Here is a 22,030-nt window from a genome sequence, read left to right on the forward strand (position 1 = left end):
ACTCCACGAAAAAGCGATATAAATATTACCGATAGAGTATTCCATGATTAATGCCCAACCAATTATCCATGCAAATATCTCACCAAAAGAAACATAGGCGTAGGTATAAGCACTACCCGATACAGGTACTCGTGATGCAAATTCTGCATAACACATGGCCGTAAACCCACAGGCGATAGCACATATGATATAAAGAAAAATTACTCCAGGACCACCAGAAAAACAGGCATTCCCAATAGCACTAAAAGTTCCTCCACCAATAATTGCAGCAATACCAAAGAAAGTTAAATCTTTTACGGTTAATACTTTATTTAAACCAGTATGCTCACCATCGCCACCTTCTTTAATTATAATGGAAGTTGATTTTTTTCTAAAGAGATTGGAAAATGACATAGTAAATTTTTTAATGATGAATAAACAAATATATAAAAGAAAAAATGATATTATATCTTTAGAAATTCAATATAAATTTTAGTAATTTATAAATAGTAATATATAATTAAAAATTATGTTTTAAAAAGTTTAGAATCATTAAATTTGAAAATAAAATTAAAAAAATAAAAATAATAAATCATGGCAAATGAATCATCTCAAGGCAAGTGTCCTTTTAACCACGGAACTTCCATGCAAACAGCAAGCGGAGGGACATCAAATAATGATTGGTGGCCTAATAGATTAAACTTAAATATTTTAAGACAACATTCTAGCTTATCAAATCCATTAGACAAAAATTTTAATTATGCACAAGCTTTTAAAAGTTTAGACTTAGCAGCTGTTAAGAAAGATATTTTTGAATTAATGACTGACTCTCAGGATTGGTGGCCAGCGGATTATGGTCATTATGGACCGTTATTTATTCGTATGGCATGGCATAGTGCTGGAACGTATAGAGTTTCTGATGGGCGTGGGGGTGCAGGGACAGGAAATCAACGTTTTGCACCTATCAATAGTTGGCCTGATAATGGAAATTTAGACAAAGCAAGAATGTTACTTTGGCCGATTAAACAAAAATATGGTAAAAGTCTTTCATGGGCTGATTTGATGATATTAGCAGGAAACTGTGCTTTGGAATCTATGGGTTTCAAGACATTTGGTTTTGCAGGCGGTCGCGAAGACATTTGGGAGCCTGAGCAAGATATTTATTGGGGAAATGAAACAGAATGGTTAGGCGATAAAAGATATTCTGGCGAAAGAGAACTTGAAGATCCTTTAGCAGCTGTTCAAATGGGATTAATTTATGTAAACCCACAAGGGCCAAATGGTGTTCCCGATCCTATTGCTTCAGGAAAAGATATTAGAGAAACATTCGCAAGAATGGCAATGAACGATGAAGAGACAGTGGCTTTAGTAGCTGGTGGTCATACTTTTGGGAAAGCACATGGTGCTGGTGATGCTGAATTAGTAGGAAGAGAACCAGAAGCTGCAAGTATTGAAGAAATGGGAATGGGTTGGAAAAATGCTTTTGGCACTGGTAAAGGTGGCGATACTATAACAAGTGGAATTGAAGGAGCATGGAAACCAAATCCTACTACTTGGGATAATGGATATTTAGAAACATTGTTTAAATATGATTGGAAGTTAACGAAAAGTCCAGCCGGTGCTTTTCAATGGACACCAACAGATGAGTCTGCAGCATCTTTAGTTGTTGATGCTCATAACACAACAAAACATGTTGCACCTATGATGACTACAGCTGATTTAGCTTTAAAAATGGATCCGATTTATGAGCCAATTTCTAGAAGATTTTTAGAAAACTTCTCAGAGTTTGAAGATGCATTTGCAAGAGCATGGTTTAAATTAACCCATAGAGATATGGGACCAAAAACAAGATACATAGGAAGCGAAGTACCTCAAGAAGATTTAATTTGGCAAGATACAGTTCCGGCAGTAAACCATGAGTTAGTTAACGAAAAAGATATTGCTCAACTAAAATCAGATTTATTGGCTGCAGGACTATCAGTTTCTGAATTAGTCTCTACAGCTTGGGCTTCAGCTGCATCATTTAGAGGTTCAGATATGCGTGGTGGGTCAAATGGAGCGCGCATTCGATTAGAACCACAAAAAAACTGGGAAGTAAATAATCCAACACAATTGAATAAAGTATTAGCAACGTTGGAAACTATTCAACAAAACTTTAATGCAAAACAAAGCGGAAACAAAAAAGTTTCTTTGGCTGATGTAATTATTTTAGCAGGATGTGCAGCAGTTGAAAAAGCTTCCAAAGATGGAGGATTTGATACTAAAGTTCCTTTCAAACCAGGACGTACAGATGCTACACAAGCGCAGACAGATGTGGAATCATTCAAAGTACTTGAGCCAAAAGCTGATGGATTTAGAAATTATAAAGCATCATCTTGCTATTCTACAACAGAAGCTTTACTAGTAGATAAAGCACAATTGTTAAATCTAACAGCTCCTGAAATGACTGTTTTAGTAGGAGGATTGAGAGTTTTAAATGCAAATTATAACGGTTCTAAAAACGGAGTTTTCACTTCAAGACCAGGTGTTTTGACTAATGATTTCTTTGTAAGCGTATTGGATTTAGCGACAAAATGGAATGCTATTGACGATAAAGGTGAATTATTTGAAGGTAAAGACAGAAAATCAGGTGCTTTGAAATGGATAGCAACTAGAGCGGATTTAATCTTCGGTTCTCATTCGGAATTAAGAGCAATTGCTGAAGTTTATGCTGAGAGTGATGCAAAAGAAAAATTCGTTCGTGATTTTATAACAGCTTGGAATAAAGTAATGAACTTAGATCGATTTGATTTAGCATAATATTAGATTTTTTTAAAAACACAAAAACGTCCCAAAATTTTGGGACGTTTTTTTATGGAGTAAATAGTGTTTTATAATTATTCCAATAGCGATAAATTAAAAATAGATTGCCAAGAAAAAGCGGTATGGCAATAAATAATTTATCGGGAGACATATAATAATTAATTAATAAAATATTCAATGTGATGGGTAAAATAACTATGTTCGCTAAGGTCACATATTTCCCAGTAACATAGGATAATCCACATAACAACTCAATGATTTTTGCCAATGGTATCAAATAAGTAGAAGCAATTAATCCGGTATTAAAAGCTTTGAAGTTCCCTGTTGCTTCTGTTTCAGGAGCTAATTTTAAAAAGAAACTTATAGAAGCAAACAAGAGCAAAAGCCCAATGGATATTCGAATAAAAATAGTTGCATTTTTCATAATCACAATAATTTAATGGGCTTGTCAATCAAAGTTAAACAAAAAACACCAAAGGTTTTTTACTAATGGTATTTATTTCTGTTTCAATTAATGAGGTATTTAATATTATAAACCTAAAAAAATATTTTTTTATCGTAATTTTGAATGCTAAAAATTATTTTTCGTTGAGAACAATATTGACTAAGAAAATAGATAATCCTGAAATTTTCAAAAACCAACTATCATATTGGGCTCAACAGTTTAGGGAAGTAGTTTTTTTAGATTCCAATGATTATCATCAAAAATATTCTAGTTATGATTGTATCCTTGCTGTAGATGCTTTCACCTCTATAAAAACAGATTATTTCAACGCTTTTGAAGACCTAAAACAGTACCAGCAACAAACTAAAGATTGGTTATTTGGCTATTTGTCTTATGACCTGAAAAATGACATCGAAGATTTATATTCTACTAATTTTGATGGTTTAGATTTCCCAGATTTGTTTTTCTTTCAACCCAAGAAGTTGTTTTTTTTAAAAGGTAACGAACTCGAAATGCATTACTTGTATTTATGCGATGATGAACTTGAAAGCGATTTTTTAGCAATAAATACTAATTATCAATTATCAATTATCAATTATCAATTAGAGATAAAACAACGTATTTCAAAAGAAAGCTATATTAAAAAAGTAAACACAATGTTGGAACACATTCATCGTGGTGATATTTATGAGGCTAACTTTTGTATGGAGTTTTATGCTGAAAACGCTTCAGTTTCTCCAATAGAGGTGTACATGAAATTGAATAAAATTTCAAAACCGCCATTCGCAGCTTTTTTAAAAAATAACGATCATTATTTGCTTTGTGCATCACCCGAACGCTATTTGAGAAAAGAAGGGAATAAAATAATTTCACAACCCATTAAGGGCACTGCCAAGCGTTTTTCAGATACTGTTTTAGACGAAAACTCAAAAAATGAGTTAGAACAAAATCCAAAAGAGCGTTCCGAAAACATTATGATTGTAGATTTAGTGCGTAATGATTTATCGCATAACGCTACCAAAGGTACTGTGGAAGTGGAAGAGTTGTGTAAAATTTATTCCTTTGAGCAAGTCCACCAAATGATTTCGACTGTGGTTTCCAATGTAGAAAGCACAACATCACCCATAGAAATCCTTCAAACTACTTTTCCCATGGGAAGCATGACTGGCGCTCCAAAAATCTCCGCAATGAAAATCATTGAAGAATTAGAGGAAACCAAACGAGCTTTGTATAGCGGTGCAGTAGGTTATTTTACTCCAACTAATGATTTTGATTTTAATGTCGTAATTCGGAGTATTTTATACAATGCTCAAAACAAGTATTTATCCTTTTCAGTTGGAAGTGCCATTACCTCATTATCCGAAACTGAACTAGAATATGAAGAATGTTTGTTAAAAGCAAAAGCGATGTTTGAGGTACTTCAATAAAAATTATTACTACTTTTGACTATGTTTGAGCAATTCCAAGACAATATCACTAAAAATTTGCCCTTTCTCCCTAAAAGCAAACTTCTTTTAGCGGTAAGCGGTGGAATAGACAGCATGGTATTAGTGTATTTGTGTAAGCAATTACAGTTTGATTTTGCGGTAGCACATTGCAATTTTCAGTTGCGTGGCAATGAAAGTGATGATGATGAAAACTTTGTCAAATCCCATACTGAAAAATTACAAATTCCACTATTTATTCAAAAGTTTAATACTAAAACCTTTGCGGAACAACAAAAACTATCCATTCAAGTGGTGGCGCGAAACCACCGTTATCAGTGGTTTTATTCTCTTTTGGCCAACCATAACTTTGATTATATATTAACAGCACATCATCTTGATGATAGTGTCGAAACTTTTTTAATCAATTTTACGCGTGGTTCAGGATTGGACGGTTTAACTGGAATTCCAGAACAAAATGATAAAATCATCCGACCCTTATTGCCTTTTTCTAGAAATGAAATCGAAATTTTTGCCCATGAAAATAAAATCGCTTGGCGTGAAGACAGCAGTAATACTTCTGATAAATATTTGAGAAACAAACTGCGTCATCATGTAATTCCGATATTTAAAGAACTCAATCCTAGTTTTCTTGCTTCTTTTGAAAATACCATCGGTCATTTGAAACAAACTCAATCATTGGCTGCTGATGCTTCTAAAAGTCTATATTCCAAAGTAATTACAGAAGACGAAAATCAAACTATTATTGACGTAGTAAAACTGTTAAAACAAGAAAATCATAATGCTTATTTGTTTAATTGGCTGCAACCTTTTGGTTTTTCCGATTGGTTAGCTGTTTATGATTTAATCCACTCACAATCGGGAAAACAAGTACATTCTGAATCGCATACGCTGCTAAAAAATAGAGAAACTTTGCTATTGTATCCAAAGCAAGATATTACAAATGATACCGTTTATTGGATACAAAAGGAACAAAGTGAAGTTAATTTTCCCTTAAAACTATCAATTTGTAACGTAGATGACATTTCAAATCCTTCAAGTCATACTATATTTGTTGATGAAGAAAAATTACAATTTCCGTTAACCCTTCGCCGTTGGAAAGAAGGTGATGTTTTTCATCCTTTTGGCATGACTGGAAAAAAGAAATTGAGTAAATATTTCAAAGACGAAAAGTTTTCGCTATTTGATAAAGCCAACATTTGGTTACTTTGTTTCAATGATGAAATCATTTGGATAACAGGAAAACGACAAGATGAACGGTTTAAAGTAACTGATGCAACAACTAAAATTTTACAAATAAAGTACATACCCTAATGAAGAAATTTCTTTTAGCACTTATTACGCTGTTGGCTTTTGCCAATGTAAATGCTCAAATCGTAAAACCCGTAAAATGGACTAGCAAAGTTGAAAAAATCAGCGATACAGAGTTCAACTTGATCATGGAAGCTACAATTGAGAAGGATTGGCACGTTTATTCGCAATTCACGCCAGAAAATGGTCCATTACCAGCCGAATTTACTTTTGAAAATGCGAAAGGTAATTTTGAATTACTAGGAAAAACAAAAGAATCTCCATACAAAAAACAATACAACGATGTTTTTGAAGTAGATGAATATTACTTTGAAAAGAAAGCCACTTTTACTCAGAAAATTAAAATAAAGAATCCAAAACTAACTTCGATAAAAGCTAAAATTGATTTTCAAGTCTGTAAAGATGTTTGTATTAACGAGTTTAATACCTTCACTTTTCAGTTGCCAAAAATAGAAGCATCAACTCTTAATCTACCTGTTTCAAATACTGATACCGCTGTGGTTGATACCACCCAAATAGCTCCTGCAGCAGTAAAAACAACCGCAGTTGCTGAAGCATTTGAACCAAAACAAGCAGAAGATAAAGGATTGTGGGCCATTTTCTTTTTGGCTTTTCTAGGTGGATTTGCGGCATTGTTAACACCATGTGTTTTCCCAATGATCCCAATGACTGTGAGCTTTTTTACCAAACAAAGTAAAAATCCAGCTCAAGGCAAACGCAATGCAATACTGTATGGAATTTCCATCATTGCCATTTATGTGGTTTTAGGATTAGCAATCACAGGTATTTTTGGTGCAGATGCTTTGAATGCGCTGTCTACCAATGCTTGGTTTAACGTGTTTTTCTTTTTATTATTAGTAGTCTTTGCCGTTTCTTTCTTGGGCGCATTTGAAATTATGTTACCGAATTCTTGGGCAAACAAGGTTGACAAACAAGCTGATAGAGGCGGAATTGTTGGCATACTTTTTATGGCATTAGCATTAGCAATCGTTTCATTTTCTTGTACCGGACCAATAGTAGGAACACTTTTAGTCGAGTCAGCTTCAAAAGGTGGTATTGCGCCAATTGTGGGAATGCTTGGCTTTTCATCCGCTCTAGCGTTGCCTTTTATGTTGTTTGCCATGTTTCCGAGTTGGATGAATTCCCTACCAAAATCAGGTGGATGGTTAAACACGGTGAAAGTTTCATTAGGTTTTCTAGAGTTAGCTTTAGCTTTTAAATTTCTTTCCAATGCTGATTTGGTGTTGCAATTACACTTAGTAGAAAGAGAAGTCTTTTTAGCCATTTGGATAGCCATTTTTGGAACTTGGGCTTTGTATTTATTGGGCAAAATAACAACGCCACATGATAGCCCACTAACCCATATTTCTGTGGGAAGATTGTCATTGGGATTATTGGTTTTAGCTTTTACCGTTTATATGATACCGGGTTTATTTGGTGCGCCGTTAAAATTAATCAGTGCGTTTCCACCACCACAAACCTACAGCGAAAGCCCAATGGGATTTTTTGGAAACTCGTCCGAAAATAAGCAAGATTTACCCGATGGGGCAAAAATTGGTGAACATGGAATTATCACGTTCACTGACTATGAAAAGGGTTTTGCTTATGCCAAAAGAGTAAACAAACCTATTATGTTAGATTTTACTGGTTTTGCTTGTGTCAATTGTCGCAAAATGGAAATCAATGTGTGGTCTGATGAAAAAGTGTTGAACCATCTTAAAAATGATGTGGTTTTAATTTCATTATATGTAGATGATAAGCGAGAATTGCCAAAAAACGAACAGTTTATTTCTAAATCTACGGGTTCAGAAATAGTAACCATTGGCGATAAATGGACTGATTTCGTTATCACTAGATACAAGACCAACACACAGCCGTATTATGTTATAACTGATTTGAACGAGCAAAAACTAAACGAACCTATTAGCTATACCCCAGATGTTAAAGAATATCTAGCTTGGCTAAAAGACGGAATTGGTAAGTTCAAGAAATAAAAAATCCCAACTTCGATTGGGATTTTTGTCATACTATATTTTTAACTTCGTTCTTCAAGTAGCTCAAAGCAATACTACTTGAGGATTGACTAGCCAACAAGTCATTCAAAATAGTTTCACGTAGTTTATCAGCGTTATCAACTTTCTCACTATTATTAGTTTTCATGATGTTTTGAATAGTAGTATTTTTGGCAGTAGTAATAATGGTCCAGCATTCCTCAGAAACATAAATTTGTTGCGCCAAATTATGCTCATATTCTTGTTCGATATGATGTATCAATAAGCGCTCATAATCATTTTTGTCGTCGCTCAATGGCGCCACTCTAATCAATAATTTAGCCGCATTTATTCGTTCTAAAAACAATGCCAAGCGCTCATACGCTTGTAAACGAAGAGGCAATGACTGTTTTTGGTTTTCTCTTTGCAATAGCCAACGTCTAGTATGTTGTTGATCTTTAAAATAACTATCAAATAAATAATACGCTACTCCACCAGTTATTAATGACGGAACCGCATATAGCAGTACTTCTATAAATTTATCCATGCTCATAATGATTTTCGCTTAAATTGTTGACAAATATAATAGAAATACCTGTTGAATTTATTGTAAATCATAGGTAGTAATTATAAATTTGAGCTTTCTCAATAATGATGATAAACAAATACATTTCCCAACTTAACGAAGCCCAACAAGAACCTGTTTATCAAAAAGACGGCCCCATGATTATCATAGCGGGTGCTGGTTCTGGAAAAACACGCGTGCTTACGGTGCGCATTGCCTATTTGATGAGTTTGGGTGTGGATGCGTTTAACATTTTGGCTTTGACTTTTACCAACAAAGCCGCGCGCGAAATGAAAAAGCGTATTGGCGATATTGTGGGTGCAGCCGAAGCCAAAAACCTTTGGATGGGAACCTTTCACTCGGTGTTTGCCCGAATTCTGAGAAGCGAGTCCGACAAACTGGGTTATCCTTCCAACTTTACCATTTATGACACACAAGATAGTGTTCGATTGATTTCAGCCATCATCAAAGAAATGCAATTGGATAAAGATATTTATAAGCCAAAACAAATTTTGGGCAGAATATCATCCTATAAAAACTCTCTTATCACGGTAAAAGCCTACTTCAATAATCCCGAATTGCAAGAAGCCGATGCCATGAGCAAGAAGCCGCGTTTGGGAGAAATTTATCAAAATTATGTAGAGCGATGTTTCAAAAGTGGTGCGATGGATTTTGATGATTTGTTATTAAAAACCAATGAATTATTAAATCGTTTTCCAGATGTATTGGCCAAGTACCAAGACCGTTTCCGATACATTTTAGTTGATGAGTACCAAGATACAAACCATTCTCAGTACTTGATTGTACGTGCTTTGAGTGATAGATTTCAGAATATTTGTGTCGTTGGCGATGATGCTCAGAGTATTTATGCTTTTCGTGGTGCCAATATCAATAACATTCTCAATTTCCAAAAGGATTATGAAAATGTAAAAACCTATCGATTAGAGCAAAATTACCGTTCCACCAAGAATATTGTCGAAGCTGCCAATTCGATTATCGATAAGAACAAAACCAAGTTGGATAAAGTCGTTTGGACTGCCAACGATTATGGGTCTAAAATAAAAGTCCACCGCAGTGTTACCGATGGTGAAGAAGGACGTTTTGTAGCTGCAGAAATTTTTGAACAAAAGATGCGCAATCAAATGCTCAACGGACAATTTGCTATTTTGTACCGAACCAATGCACAATCACGAGCCATGGAAGATGCCTTGAGAAAGCGTGATATTCCGTATCGAATTTATGGTGGTTTGTCTTTTTATCAACGAAAGGAAATTAAAGATGTGTTGTGCTATTTGCGCTTGGTCATTAATCCAAAAGACGAAGAAGCTTTGGTTCGGGTTATCAATTATCCGGCGCGAGGAATAGGCGATACTACTATCGAAAAACTAACAATTGCTGCCAATCATTACAAACGTTCCCTATTTGAAGTGATGGAAAATATTGATAAGATTGACTTGAAACTCAATTCGGGAACCAAACAAAAGATTGAAGATTTTGTTACCCTAATCAAGAGTTTTCAAGTAGTGAATGAGCAACAAGATGCCTTTGTGTTGACCGAACATGTTGCCAAGAAAACAGGATTAGTTCAAGAACTAAAAAAAGATGCCACACCCGAAGGTATTGCTCGTATCGAGAATATCGAAACGTTAATGGGTGGTATTAAAGATTTCATAGAAGGACAAAGGGAAATTGATGGTGCGCGTGGTGCTTTATCTGAATTCCTGGAGGATGTGGCACTCGCCACCGATTTAGACAAAGACACAGGCGATGATGATAGAGTAGCGCTTATGACGATCCACTTGGCAAAGGGTTTGGAATTTCCTTATGTTTTTATTGTTGGATTGGAAGAAGATTTATTTCCAAGCGCGATGAGTTTGAACACCCGAAGCGAATTGGAAGAAGAACGCCGATTGTTTTATGTGGCGTTAACCCGAGCCGAGCATCAAGCGTATTTAACCTATGCGCAATCAAGATACCGTTGGGGAAAATTAACCGATGCCGAACCTTCACGTTTTATTGAAGAAATAAAAGACGAGTATTTGGAGTATATTAATCCTGTGGACAATGGTGGTTATCATTATAAACCCACGATGGATTTGGATATTTTTGGCGACATTGATAAATCCAAATTGCGATTAGCAAAACCAGTTGGCGGAACACCACCCAAAAGAAATGATAATGAACCCGTTTCTTCAGCAAATATTCGTAAATTGAAGCCTGTTGGCAATGCACCGAGCAATACTAATTTGTTTGAAAGTAAACTAACTATTGGAAATATTGTAATGCACGAGCGCTTTGGGAAAGGTGAAATTATAAACCTTGAAGGTATTGGCGCTGATAAAAAAGCCGAAATCAAATTTGAAGTAGGCGGAATTAAGAAGTTGTTACTTCGATTTGCAAAGTTAGATGTGATTGGATAGGGGCAAGAAACAAGAAGCAAGAGGCAAGAAGCGAGATGCAAGAAATAAGATTTTTGCTAATGGATAATTATAGTAATTAATACACAAGAGATTAAGTCTTTCATCTTTCATCTTTTCTCTTTTAACTAATTATGGCCGAATTTTTAAAAATATACGAAGACAAACCCAACGAAGCTGCTATCAAAAAAGTAGTTGACGTTTTGCGTAACGGTGGTTTGATAATTTATCCTACTGATACCGTTTATGGTTTAGGATGCGATATTACCAATACGAAAGCCTTAGAACGTGTTGCTAAAATAAAAAACATCAAATTGGAGAAATCCAATTTCTCTTTTATCTGTCATGATTTAAGCAACTTGTCCGTTTACGTCAAACAAATTGATACAGCTACTTTTAAGATTTTAAAACGAGCTTTACCTGGACCATATACTTTCATTCTCCCTGGTAATAATGATTTACCAAAGGAATTTCGAAAAAAGAAAACCGTTGGTATTCGTATACCCGATAATAATATTGCTATAGAAATCGTTAGGATGCTGGGTAATCCAATTGTGTCAACTTCTATCCATGATGATGATGAAGTATTAGAATATTCCACGGACCCCGAACTTATTTTTGAGAAATGGCAAAACAGAGTTGATTTAGTTATCGATGGGGGTTATGGTGATAACGTTGGTTCCACTGTTATTGATTTATCGGGTTATGAACCCATAGTTGTTAGAGAAGGAAAAGGAAATACTGATATTTTTTAAAAAGAATACAAACAAAGTAGAAACATAAAAAAAGTCCCGATTTCTCGAGACATTTTTTTATAAGATTATTTACTCTTGCTTCTTTTATCTTTTTTCTAAAAAAAACTATTGTTTTTGATTTTTCATTTCTTTTTCAATCATATCGTAAAATTCATCAATTTTTGGTAAAATTACGACACGTGTTCTTCTGTTTTTAGTTCTATTGTCAGCAGTTGTATTATCTACCAATGGTATAAATTCACTTCTTCCGGCTGCTATCAATTGAGACGGTTTTACTCCCAAGTCTTTAGTTAAAACTCTTACAATAGCCGTAGAACGTTTTACACTTAAATCCCAGTTGTCAAGTAAAATAGCATTACCAGTAAACGGAACATTATCAGTATGACCTTCTACCATACATTCAAAAGTTGGTCTGCTATTAATCACTTTAGCTACTTTAGCCAACACTTCTTTTGCTTTGTCACTTACCGTATAACTACCACTTTTGAATAATAGTTTATCAGCTATAGAAATAAAAACCACTCCTTTTTCTACATTCACTTCAATATCTGGATCAGAAATTCCAACAGAGCTTTTTAAGCTTGTTACTAATGCAAGTGTAACACTATCTTTCTTAGTCAAAGCATCTTGAAGTCGAGATATTTTAAGGTCTTTCTCTTTTAAACTTTCCAATGATTTTTCAAGATTTTGTGCCCCTTTTGTAGTTAGGACAGTCAATTCTTTGGAGTTGTTTATCAAATCAGTATTATTTTGTTTTAAATAGTCTGCCTGTTTTGAAAGGGCATCTTTTTCTGATAAACACAAGTTCAATTTAACAGTAGTTGAATTCAATAAGTCTTGACATTCTTTGTTTTGCGCTTCTAAAGCAGCAATTTTTTTCTTAGTACCACACGAGGTAAGGGTTAGGGTAACTAACGAAAGTGCAAAAAATACTTTTTTCATAGATAGTTTAATTAAAATTAATACAAAAGTACGAATTATTTTAGTTTTAGAGTTTCAATTCGAATGATAAACTCTTGTTAAAATCACTTTTCAAAAATGGTGCCGTTCTTAACAAAATAATTATAAATGATACTTTTTTTATGGTAGTAATTATCAGCAGTATTGCCTTTACGTTTTTTTAAATTGCTATTAATCAAATGATAAAAATGAAAATGAGCTTTCAAAATTGCAAAGCAATGTTTAAATTTTCCATGAAAAATAAATTGAATTCCTGCTAAACCATCTAAACAAAGTCTTGCAAATAGAATAGGGACCAATTTGTTTTCGGGCAAATTCTTAGTAAGCATTAACAAAGAATTTCTAAAGTTTAAAAATGTCTTTTTAGGATTATTTTGGTTTAGTGTAGCGCCGCCAACATGGTAAACTACGGATTTTGTAACATATTTTGCTTTATATCCCATATTAAAAGCGCGCCAACATAAGTCAATTTCTTCCTGATGTGCAAAGAAATCGTCATCAAACCCGTTTAATTTTCGATATACTTCTTTTCTAATGAATAAACAAGCACCACTTGCCCAAAATATTTCCGTTTCATCATCATATTGCCCGTTGTCTTTTTCAATAGTATCAAAAATTCTACCTCTGCAAAACGGATACCCAAACTGATCTATAAAACCTCCAGCAGCTCCAGCATATTCAAAATAATCTCTGCGTTTATAATCTAGTATTTTTGGTTGGGTAATACCTATTTTGGGCTCTTTGTTAAAGATAGATAGGATAGGAGTGAGCCATCCTTCAGTCACTTCAATATCAGAATTTATTAAGGCATAATAGTCTTCTTCTACCTGTTGCAGCGCCACATTATAACCTTTGGCAAAACCATAATTACCATCGTTCTGAATAATCTTTACACTCGGAAATTGAGTTTTAATAACTTCTATAGAAGAGTCTGTTGAAGCATTATCGACCACATAAACCGTTGCCTCTTCAGAATACCTCACCGCACCAGGCAAGAACTGCTCCAATAGATTTGCTCCATTCCAATTTAGTATGACTACGGCAATTTTTTTCAAAAGTTAATCGTTTAAGAAATTAGGCAACTTTTCTAAAAAAACATACTGTTCTTTTTCAAAATCCATTTGACAAAAGTAATGATTTACACCATTTGTAACCATTAAGTATTGCGCATTAAGTTTCAGGTTATAACGTGCTATTTGGTCGAAGGTAGCTTGGGATATTTTCACTTCAGGAGCTTTGCATTCTATCAATAAAAATAAGTCTCCATTAGGTTTGAAAACAACAATGTCATAACGTTTATGAATGTCATTTATGCTAATCAATTTCTCTACGTTGAGGTAGGATTTGGGATAATTTTTATCTTGTAACAAGTATTGAACCGTGTGCTGGCGAACCCATTCCTCAGGAGTTAGAATAATAAACTTTTTCCTGATATCATCAAAAATAGATACTTTATTTTCACTATTTTTGAAGCGAAACGAATAAGAAGGAAAATTGAGTTTTTGCATAAGCAAATGTAATTTAAAATTCAAAATTAATATTCAAAATTCCATAAAATGGATGAGGTTCTAAAAATAATAAACGATATAAAAGCTGGGAATATAAAACCTATATATTTCCTAATGGGCGAAGAACCTTATTATATTGACCGCATAACTGAATACCTCGAAAACAATCTGCTAACAGAAGAAGAAAAAGGTTTCAATCAAATGGTATTGTATGGTCGCGATACTACTATTGATGATATAATAGCGAATGCCAAGCGTTACCCAATGATGGCTGAGCGCCAAGTAGTTATAATAAAAGAAGCACAACATCTAGCTAAAGAAATCGATAAGTTAGAACCTTATGCCGAAAATCCACAACCTACAACGGTTTTGGTCATGGCCTATAAATATAAAACCATTGACAAACGCAAGAAGATAGCCAAAACAATTTATAAACACGGGTTGGTTTATGAAAGTAAAAAAATGTATGAAAATCAAGTAGGGCAGTGGATTAACCGTGTTCTGCAAGGCAGAGGTTATAAAATAGAACCCAAAGCCAATGCGATGCTTGTAGCTTTTCTAGGCAATGACCTAAGCCGAATAGCTAACGAATTAACCAAACTCGAAATCATCTTGCCAAAAGGCAGTACTATTTCGCCAAGTCATATAGAAGAAAACATTGGCTTTAGTAAAGATTTTAATGTCTTTGAATTCCGAAAAGCCATTGGCGATGCCAACCAGTTTAGAGCTTATCAAATAGCAGAATATTTTTCTCAAAATCAAAAAGAAAACCCAATGGTGTTGGTCAACGGACAAGTGTTTTCATTTTTCTCGAGCTTGTTACTCTATCATGGACTGAAAGACAAATCACCAGCCAATGTGGCAAAAGTCTTAAGAGTAAATCCTTTTTTTGTGAATGACTATATTAGTGCCGCTAGGAATTACCCAATGCGAAAAGTAAGTACTATAGTGGCTACCCTGCGCGACATAGATTTAAAAAGCAAAGGAGTAGGAGCTGCTAACTTGCACAATTCAGATTTATACAAAGAAATGCTGGTAAAAATTTTTAACTAGACTATATTCAATCTATCGTTTACAGGGTAATTATAACAAGGTTTTTCATAAGTTTAAAATTTACCAATTATAAAAAAAGCTATGCAAAGTCTGGCGAAATTTGCGCAGCTTTTCATAGGAATCCATTGCGGAGCTAGCCTTTTTAGTAAGTTTGCCTCTTATTTGCAAAGTCTTATATTTCGAACTTAATTTACTCAATTACTATTTTGTCAATAATTATTTCTTTTCCAGAAAATAGTTTAATTAAATATAAACCTTTAGACAAATTACTTAAATCAATTTGAGATTCATTTCCAAGTTCTCTAATTACTTTTCCTGAAATATCATGAATAACAATTTTATCAATATTTTCTTTTCCTATATTTAAGATACCATTTGTTGGATTCGGGAATATAAATGACTTTTCTTGTTCAAAACTACTATTATTTAATAAAGCACCATAACAATAAGTAGTCTGTAAATAATTTGATTCAGTTTGATTAGGATTGTATACAGCGTTTACATGAATGTTAAAGCCAGAACCATTTCCATATGATAGAAATTCTACACTACAATTTGTTACCATTCCAAATATTTCCGAATACAAATTATATAAACTTGTTTCCGTTTGAAATCTGTATAATTCATTATCTCGATAAATATTATATCCAATCAACTCATTATGTGGTTGCGCTGGCTCTTCCCAATTGAGTTGAAAAAAATTGTTTGGATATTCATAATAATGCTCCCAAGTTAAGTTCTCTACTGGATTATTTTGTCCAAATAAATTGAAATTAATCGAGCTAATTAAAAATGTGAGTAATAGTATTTTTTTTGTCATAATGCTGATGTTTTCAATTTTAATTTTTTTACAAATTTAATCATAAATGTATGATTTTTAATTGATAGGCGTTTATCAACAGCCGTTTTTGATGTAATAGCTAACGGACTAAGCTAAAGTTAGTAGCAGCTTAAGGAAATCTTTTTCCTTAAACGACAGAGTGAAGTTATGAAAAAATGAAAAGCACAATTTACCGAAAAATTGCCATGAGATTTAGCATTTGGAAGTGGTAGTTTTAGTTTTTACTAGAATCTATATTGTTTTAACGTTTTACAAGTTTTCCTTTCTTGTAATAACCTTTCTCTGTTTCAAGGTGATAAAAATAAACTCCTTTTGGAAGAACTTCAGTATTTATTATATTTGAGTTTATAAACTTATTATCTATTATTAATCTGCCACTTACGTCAAAAATTTTAATTTCGGTTGATTCATTCTTTACACTTATAATTTCAATTTCATTGCCAAATGGATTAGGAAACACTAATGCTGGTGAATTGTTGTTTTCGGTTATTTCATTTATTTCGAGTTCATGACAATTAGTTGTAAAAGGCAAAAAATTAATAAGACCATATGAAGTGTTTAAATAACCATCATATATAGTAGAACGGATATAAGTAGAGTCTGATGAACACCAACAATTATTAGAAAGGTCTGCATTATTGGTGCCAAGAAGTTGAATATTGTATATTGTATTGTTGCAAATTGTGTTTCCAGTAAAATTAATAAAGCCATTGAAATATGATTCAATCTCAACACCAATTGAATTGTTTTTAAGAGTATTATTTATAAAAATATTATTTGAGCTATTAAATAGACCTTTTACTCCTATGTAATTGTTTTGAATTGTGCAATTAATTGTAGCTCCATAAGGTGTTACTGCTACGCCAGTATTGCCAGAAAAAAAACAAGTATCAATAATTTTAATTGCTTCCACTCCATTAACATTATTAATAAAAGAACTATTAACTACTTTTGAATCAAATTGGCAATAACCCAAGCCAAGATAGTTTGATTCAAAGGTACAATTCTCAAAAAGTGTACTAGGAGAGCCTCCATCATAGTTTGTTCGGAAATTATTTGCAAAGTAACAATGTCTAAAAATATACGGCCCATTATATGCAAGATTTAGGTCAATGAAAGTAGCTGCATATTCGCCATTACAATATTCCATTGTTACTTGACCGTTTTCAATTCCTATCGTGCCTATTACAGTAATTCCGCTCCATGAACTTTGAACTGGAGAAACTAAATTTGAAGTAAAAGTTATAGTATCTGTTGCGTTACCAATAGCAATTAATTTTCCTCTTAACTCGATTCCTAGACCATATTCAAATTTTATTATTACTCCAGGTTCAATGGTCAAAGTTATATCCTCAAATACAACAACGTTATCCGTAACGATGTAGGGATTGCCTGAAGGTGACCAAGTTGTATCGGAGTATATTCCTCCAGATACATTTGTCTGCGAAAAACTAAAGTAGCTTATCATAATTAATAGGAGGACAAGTTTGTTTTTTTTCATTTTTTTCATTTTATTAGAATTACCGCTAACGTTCCGATAACTTATGACTGCTGAGGCTAAGGAGCAGAGTTTTTTTCTATTTTAGAAAAAACGAACATAGTAAAAATAGGCTTCCCGAAGCCGAATTCTAGCGATTGCGTTTGACACGTGTTGGCAGATGGTTCTTTCTATTTAAAACTCAGTTCCACAATTTGGACATTTACATTCCTTTCTACTTTCTTTTTCTTTTTGCATTCTACTTATAAATGCTGAACTTATTATTCCGGTTGGTAAAGCGACAAATCCAATTCCGATTAATGCGATTACAGAACTTAAAACTTTTCCTAAACCTGTAATTCCAAATATTTCGCAAAGTTAAATGATGTGCAATTTCGCCTCGATTTTCTGAATATGTTCTATAAAGTTCTCGTGCGAAAATGTATCTAATAATTGAATTCATTTGATCTTGCTTTACGGTTTTTTTAGAATCTCTTCCAACTCATTTAAATGTGTGATAAAATCACATTTTGTAACACAAAGCCACCCATTTTTGAGTGTATATGTGTGACTAACTTCACACTTTATTTAAATTCAAATTTAACACTTTTTATTATTAATCATCAAATGAGCTTTTATTTTGTAGAATACTATTAGTACTAACGGGCGTGTAAATTTCAGTAAATTTTACTCTCGAAAATCATTTCAAAGGTAATGTTTCCAATTTTTTACTCTCGATAATAAACCGCCAACAATTAGAAGCAGAAGGTCTAGCATCATTAGATACTATTGGAAATTATCTAATAGTTTTAGAAGAAAAAGGCTTTCTAAAAAGTAAAACCGTAGGCGAAGAAAAAATACCGAGGTTTTGAGATGTAGTAATTATATTTCTATCAAGATTTGATTCTGCAACAAATTATCAAAGGTTTCATGCTCTCGAATTAGATGGCCTTTGCCGTTTTTCCATAATACTTCGGCAGGTTTGTAGCGCGAGTTGTAGTTGGATGCCATAGAGAAACAATAGGCACCGGCATTGCGGAAACACAAAACATCACCTTCGTGTATTTCGGGAATTTTGCGGTTGTTGGCAAAAGTATCGGTTTCGCAAATGTAACCTACCACTGTGTAGAAACGCTCTTTGCCTTTTGGGTTAGAAATGTTGTCAATGCTATGCTGCGAACCATAAAACATAGGACGAATCAAATGATTAAAGCCGCTATCAATTCCGGCAAAAACGGTTGAGGTGGTTTGTTTTATGACATTTACTTTGGCCAAAAAATAACCTGCCTCACTGACCAAAAATTTACCAGGTTCAAAAGCTAAGGTTAAAGGTTTTCCATATTCTTTTTCAAACGCCAAGAAGCGTTTGGTAAGTTTGCGTCCTAGTTCTTCAATATTGGTTTCGATATCGCCTTTTTTATAAGGTACTTTAAATCCAGAACCAAAATCAAGGAAGGTCAATTCTTTAAATTGTTTGGCAATATCAAACAATATTTCGGAAGCATACAGGAAAACTTCAATATCTAAAATATCTGAACCCGTATGCATGTGAATACCATTAATAGTCATTTTTGTATTTTCAACAATGCGCAACACATGCGGAATTTGATATATAGAAATACCAAATTTACTATCAATATGACCTACGGAAATGTTCTCATTGCCACCCGCCATCACATGAGGATTGATGCGAATACAAACAGATACTTTAGGGTGTTTTGTGCCAAATTGCTCCAAGATGGAAAGATTATCAATATTGATTTGCACGCCTAGTTGCGCTACTTCTTCAATCTCCTCAAAAGAAACACCATTAGGGGTAAAGATGATTTTGTCTGGTGTAAAGCCTGCATGTAATCCTAGTTGTACTTCTTGAATAGAAACAGTATCCAATCCAGAACCCATTTTTTGCAATAACTTCAATATCGAAATATTTGACAAGGCTTTCATCGCATAGTTAATACGAAGGTTATGAACTTTTGAAAAAGCATTGGTTAGTCGGTTGTATTTAAATTCAATTTTTTTGGCATCATAAACATATAATGGATTACCGAATTCATGAGCCAATTGAAGTAATTCTGAAGGTTGCATAGACTTGATTAATAAAAGGTAAATATAGTCGTTGAATAAGTTTATTTGAAAATTTTTACTATAATTTAATTTATAGTGTTAAAGTGATTTTGCATCAGATACTTGGCAAATCACCTTTTCCTTTGGTTGGCAAGTTAGTATAACCCATCAAATACAAATCTACTTCTCGAGCTGCCTCTCTACCTTCGGATATTGCCCAAACAATAAGTGATTGTCCACGTCTCATATCACCAGCGGTAAAAATATGAGGAACATTAGTTTGGTATTTTGTCGCTTTAAAGTTGTTTCGATTGTCTATTTCAATGCCTAATTGTTTGCTCAGTATTTTTTCTGGTCCTGTAAATCCTAAAGCCAGTAGTGCTAAATCACAAGGCCAAATTTTTTCAGAATCTTCTTTTTCAATCAATTCGGGACTTTTTCCTGGGACCATTTTCCAAGCTACTTCTACAGTCTTTAACCCTATCAGTTCTCCTTTTTCATTGGCAATAAATTCTTTAGTGTTAATCAACCAGTTTCTATTACATCCTTCCTCATGAGAGGAAGAAGTTTTTAATTGTAACGGCCAAAAAGGCCATGGAGTTGTTTCGCTTCTATATTCAGTGGGCTTAGGTAATATTTCAAAATTTGTAACTGATTTGGCTCCTTGTCTGTTGGATGTTCCCACACAATCAGAACCGGTATCTCCACCACCAATCACAATTACATTTTTACCAGTTGCTGTGATTTGGTTAGGTATCTTTTCGCCATATAAGACTTTTGTTTGTTGTGTTAAAAAAGTCATGGCTTGCACCACACCTTTGCTTTCAATGCCTTTAGTAGGCAAGCTTCTTTTTTCTGTAGCTCCGCCACATAGTACTATCGAATCAAATTCTTCTAATTGAGTAACGCTATAATTTACACCAACTTCAATATTAGTTTTAAAGACAATGCCCTCAGCTTCTAATATAGCTATTCTTCGGTCAATAACTTCTTTTTCTAATTTAAAATTAGGAATACCATAGCGTAAAAGGCCACCTATAGCATTCTCTCTTTCGAAAACTGTCACCCAATGTCCAGCTAGATTTAATTGTTGTGCTGCTGCTAAACCAGCGGGTCCAGAACCGATGACGGCTACTTTTTTTCCAGTTCTTGTTTCAGGGATTTGTGGTTTTATCCAGCCTTCGGCAAAACCTTTTTCCACAATATTTTTTTCAATGTTTTCAATTGCTATAGGTTCACTAATAATACCTAATACACAAGATTTTTCACAAGGTGCAGGACATAATCTCCCTGTGAATTCAGGAAAATTATTAGTGGCTTGTAAAATAGTTAGTGCACTTTGCCATTCTTCTTGATGCACTTTATCATTAAAATCAGGTATTAAATTGCCCAAAGGACAAGCGCTATGACAAAACGGTATGCCACAATCCATGCATCTAGAACCTTGTTCTTTGATTTTAGTTTTATCTAATGGAATGGTAAATTCCTTGTAATTTGAAACTCTTTCTAGTACCGGGAGATTACTCTCGTCAGTTCTATGAAATTCTTTAAATCCTCCAATCTTTCCCATGGCTATTAGGCTATTAATGTGGCTATTTGTTTTTCTTCTGATAATCTTAGTAATGCTTTTTTGTAATCTTTTGGCATGACTTTTATAAAATGGTTTTGTTGGTTTTCCCAATCATTTAGAATTCTTTTTGCCAAAGGGCTATTCGTATACATAGAATGATTTTTTATCAATCTTCGTAATTTAGTTACATCACTTTCTTCTAATGTTTCTAGTTCAACCATTTCCATATTACACAAACCGTTTTCAAAAAGCTTATTTGGGTCAAACACATAGGCAATTCCGCCACTCATTCCTGCGGCAAAATTTCTCCCTGTTTTTCCAAGAACAACTACTGTTCCGCCTGTCATATATTCACAACCATGGTCTCCAATGCCTTCAACCACAGCTTTTGCTCCCGAATTTCTAACGCAAAAACGTTCGCCTGCTATTCCATTGATATAAGCTTCACCAGTAATGGCACCATAAAGTGCAACATTGCCAATAATTATATTATCTTCAGGTTTGAAGGTGGCAGTTTGAGGAACTTTAATGATTAATTTTCCTCCAGAAAGCCCTTTGCCAAGGTAATCATTACAATTTCCATGAATTTTAAGTGATAATCCATTTGTTGCAAAAGCTCCAAAACTTTGCCCTGCCGAACCTTCAAAGTCAATTAGTATGGTGTCTTCAGGCAAACCTTGAGCTCCATAAATTTTAGAAATTTCGTTACTTAAAATAGCTCCTACAGATCGATCAGTATTTTTAATAGTAAAATTAATTCTGGTTTTTTCTTTTCTGTAGATAGAAGGAATGGTAGCTTTTATAATTTCAAAATCGAGAACATGGTCTAAATTGTGATCTTGAG

General features: G+C 33.8%; 17 protein-coding genes and 1 pseudogene. 7 read left to right on the plus strand and 11 right to left on the minus strand.

Annotated features, from left to right (window positions below):
• Nucleotides 1-393: amino acid permease (locus tag ACOYLT_RS04535; protein WP_422852666.1), on the minus strand; the 393-nt coding region annotated here is incomplete at its 3' end.
• Between the two features lie 180 nt (nucleotides 394-573).
• Between ACOYLT_RS04535 and katG the strand changes: the two genes are divergently transcribed.
• Nucleotides 574-2,778, plus strand: a complete 2,205-nt coding sequence (katG, locus tag ACOYLT_RS04540) for a catalase/peroxidase HPI (RefSeq protein ID WP_422852667.1) — start codon at nucleotides 574-576, stop codon at nucleotides 2,776-2,778.
• A 52-nt stretch (nucleotides 2,779-2,830) separates the two neighbouring features.
• On the opposite strand, the gene ACOYLT_RS04545 is transcribed toward katG, so the two are convergent.
• Nucleotides 2,831-3,205, minus strand: coding sequence for a DoxX family protein (locus ACOYLT_RS04545; RefSeq protein ID WP_422852668.1), 375 nt, complete (start codon nucleotides 3,203-3,205; stop codon nucleotides 2,831-2,833).
• Between the two features lie 164 nt (nucleotides 3,206-3,369).
• Between ACOYLT_RS04545 and ACOYLT_RS04550 the strand changes: the two genes are divergently transcribed.
• From ACOYLT_RS04550 to ACOYLT_RS04560, 3 genes are read left to right on the plus strand one after another with little or no spacing between them, the layout of a single operon-like run.
• Entirely contained in the window at nucleotides 3,370-4,653 is a 1,284-nt protein-coding gene (locus tag ACOYLT_RS04550; protein ID WP_422852669.1) for an anthranilate synthase component I family protein, read from the plus strand.
• 21 nt (nucleotides 4,654-4,674) lie between these two features.
• Nucleotides 4,675-5,985 (plus strand): tRNA lysidine(34) synthetase TilS, encoded by a 1,311-nt coding sequence (gene tilS, locus ACOYLT_RS04555; RefSeq protein ID WP_422852670.1) that lies wholly within the window; start codon nucleotides 4,675-4,677, stop codon nucleotides 5,983-5,985.
• Nucleotides 5,985-7,976, plus strand: a complete 1,992-nt coding sequence (locus tag ACOYLT_RS04560) for a cytochrome c biogenesis protein CcdA (protein ID WP_422852671.1) — start codon at nucleotides 5,985-5,987, stop codon at nucleotides 7,974-7,976. The genes tilS and ACOYLT_RS04560 overlap by 1 nt, the downstream gene beginning before the upstream one ends.
• A gap of 28 nt (nucleotides 7,977-8,004) precedes the next feature.
• Here the strand turns inward: ACOYLT_RS04560 and ACOYLT_RS04565 are convergent, their stop codons facing one another.
• On the minus strand, nucleotides 8,005-8,526 hold the full coding sequence (locus ACOYLT_RS04565; protein WP_422852672.1) for a hypothetical protein: 522 nt from the start codon (nucleotides 8,524-8,526) through the stop codon (nucleotides 8,005-8,007).
• Between the two features lie 104 nt (nucleotides 8,527-8,630).
• On the opposite strand from ACOYLT_RS04565, the gene ACOYLT_RS04570 reads away from it, so the two are divergent.
• Entirely contained in the window at nucleotides 8,631-10,958 is a 2,328-nt protein-coding gene (locus ACOYLT_RS04570) for an ATP-dependent helicase (protein WP_422852682.1), read from the plus strand.
• Nucleotides 10,959-11,089: 131 nt separating this feature from the next.
• A complete protein-coding gene (locus ACOYLT_RS04575) occupies nucleotides 11,090-11,710 on the plus strand; it encodes an L-threonylcarbamoyladenylate synthase (protein WP_422852673.1) in 621 nt (206 codons plus the stop codon).
• A gap of 105 nt (nucleotides 11,711-11,815) precedes the next feature.
• On the opposite strand, the gene ACOYLT_RS04580 is transcribed toward ACOYLT_RS04575, so the two are convergent.
• From ACOYLT_RS04580 to ACOYLT_RS04590, 3 genes are all read right to left on the minus strand, one after another.
• A complete protein-coding gene (locus ACOYLT_RS04580; protein ID WP_422852674.1) occupies nucleotides 11,816-12,652 on the minus strand; it encodes an OmpA/MotB family protein in 837 nt (278 codons plus the stop codon).
• An 83-nt stretch (nucleotides 12,653-12,735) separates the two neighbouring features.
• On the minus strand, nucleotides 12,736-13,725 hold the full coding sequence (locus ACOYLT_RS04585) for a glycosyltransferase family 2 protein (RefSeq protein ID WP_422852675.1): 990 nt from the start codon (nucleotides 13,723-13,725) through the stop codon (nucleotides 12,736-12,738).
• Between the two features lie 3 nt (nucleotides 13,726-13,728).
• Nucleotides 13,729-14,178, minus strand: a complete 450-nt coding sequence (locus ACOYLT_RS04590) for a type I restriction enzyme HsdR N-terminal domain-containing protein (RefSeq protein WP_422852676.1) — start codon at nucleotides 14,176-14,178, stop codon at nucleotides 13,729-13,731.
• 48 nt (nucleotides 14,179-14,226) lie between these two features.
• Here ACOYLT_RS04590 and holA point away from each other — a divergent pair, with 48 nt between their 5' ends.
• Nucleotides 14,227-15,231 (plus strand): DNA polymerase III subunit delta, encoded by a 1,005-nt coding sequence (gene holA / locus ACOYLT_RS04595; RefSeq protein WP_422852677.1) that lies wholly within the window; start codon nucleotides 14,227-14,229, stop codon nucleotides 15,229-15,231.
• Between the two features lie 190 nt (nucleotides 15,232-15,421).
• Here the strand turns inward: holA and ACOYLT_RS04600 are convergent, their stop codons facing one another.
• The 5 genes and pseudogenes from ACOYLT_RS04600 to ACOYLT_RS04620 all read right to left on the minus strand — a co-directional run.
• Nucleotides 15,422-16,051: a T9SS type A sorting domain-containing protein gene (locus tag ACOYLT_RS04600; RefSeq protein WP_422852678.1), complete on the minus strand. Its 630-nt coding sequence runs from the start codon at nucleotides 16,049-16,051 to the stop codon at nucleotides 15,422-15,424.
• 262 nt (nucleotides 16,052-16,313) lie between these two features.
• Nucleotides 16,314-17,573 (minus strand): T9SS type A sorting domain-containing protein, encoded by a 1,260-nt coding sequence (locus ACOYLT_RS04605; protein WP_422852679.1) that lies wholly within the window; start codon nucleotides 17,571-17,573, stop codon nucleotides 16,314-16,316.
• Between the two features lie 858 nt (nucleotides 17,574-18,431).
• A complete protein-coding gene (gene lysA / locus ACOYLT_RS04610) occupies nucleotides 18,432-19,637 on the minus strand; it encodes a diaminopimelate decarboxylase (protein WP_422852680.1) in 1,206 nt (401 codons plus the stop codon).
• 94 nt (nucleotides 19,638-19,731) lie between these two features.
• Nucleotides 19,732-21,186 carry a glutamate synthase subunit beta gene (locus ACOYLT_RS04615; RefSeq protein ID WP_422852681.1) on the minus strand — a complete coding sequence of 485 codons (1,455 nt, stop codon included), beginning with the start codon at nucleotides 21,184-21,186 and terminating at the stop codon, nucleotides 19,732-19,734.
• 5 nt (nucleotides 21,187-21,191) lie between these two features.
• Nucleotides 21,192-22,030 (minus strand): annotated as a pseudogene (locus ACOYLT_RS04620) (glutamate synthase subunit alpha); the annotation flags it as partial.

Source organism: Flavobacterium sp. (assembly GCF_049318185.1).
Classification (GTDB): Bacteria; Bacteroidota; Bacteroidia; order Flavobacteriales; family Flavobacteriaceae; genus Flavobacterium.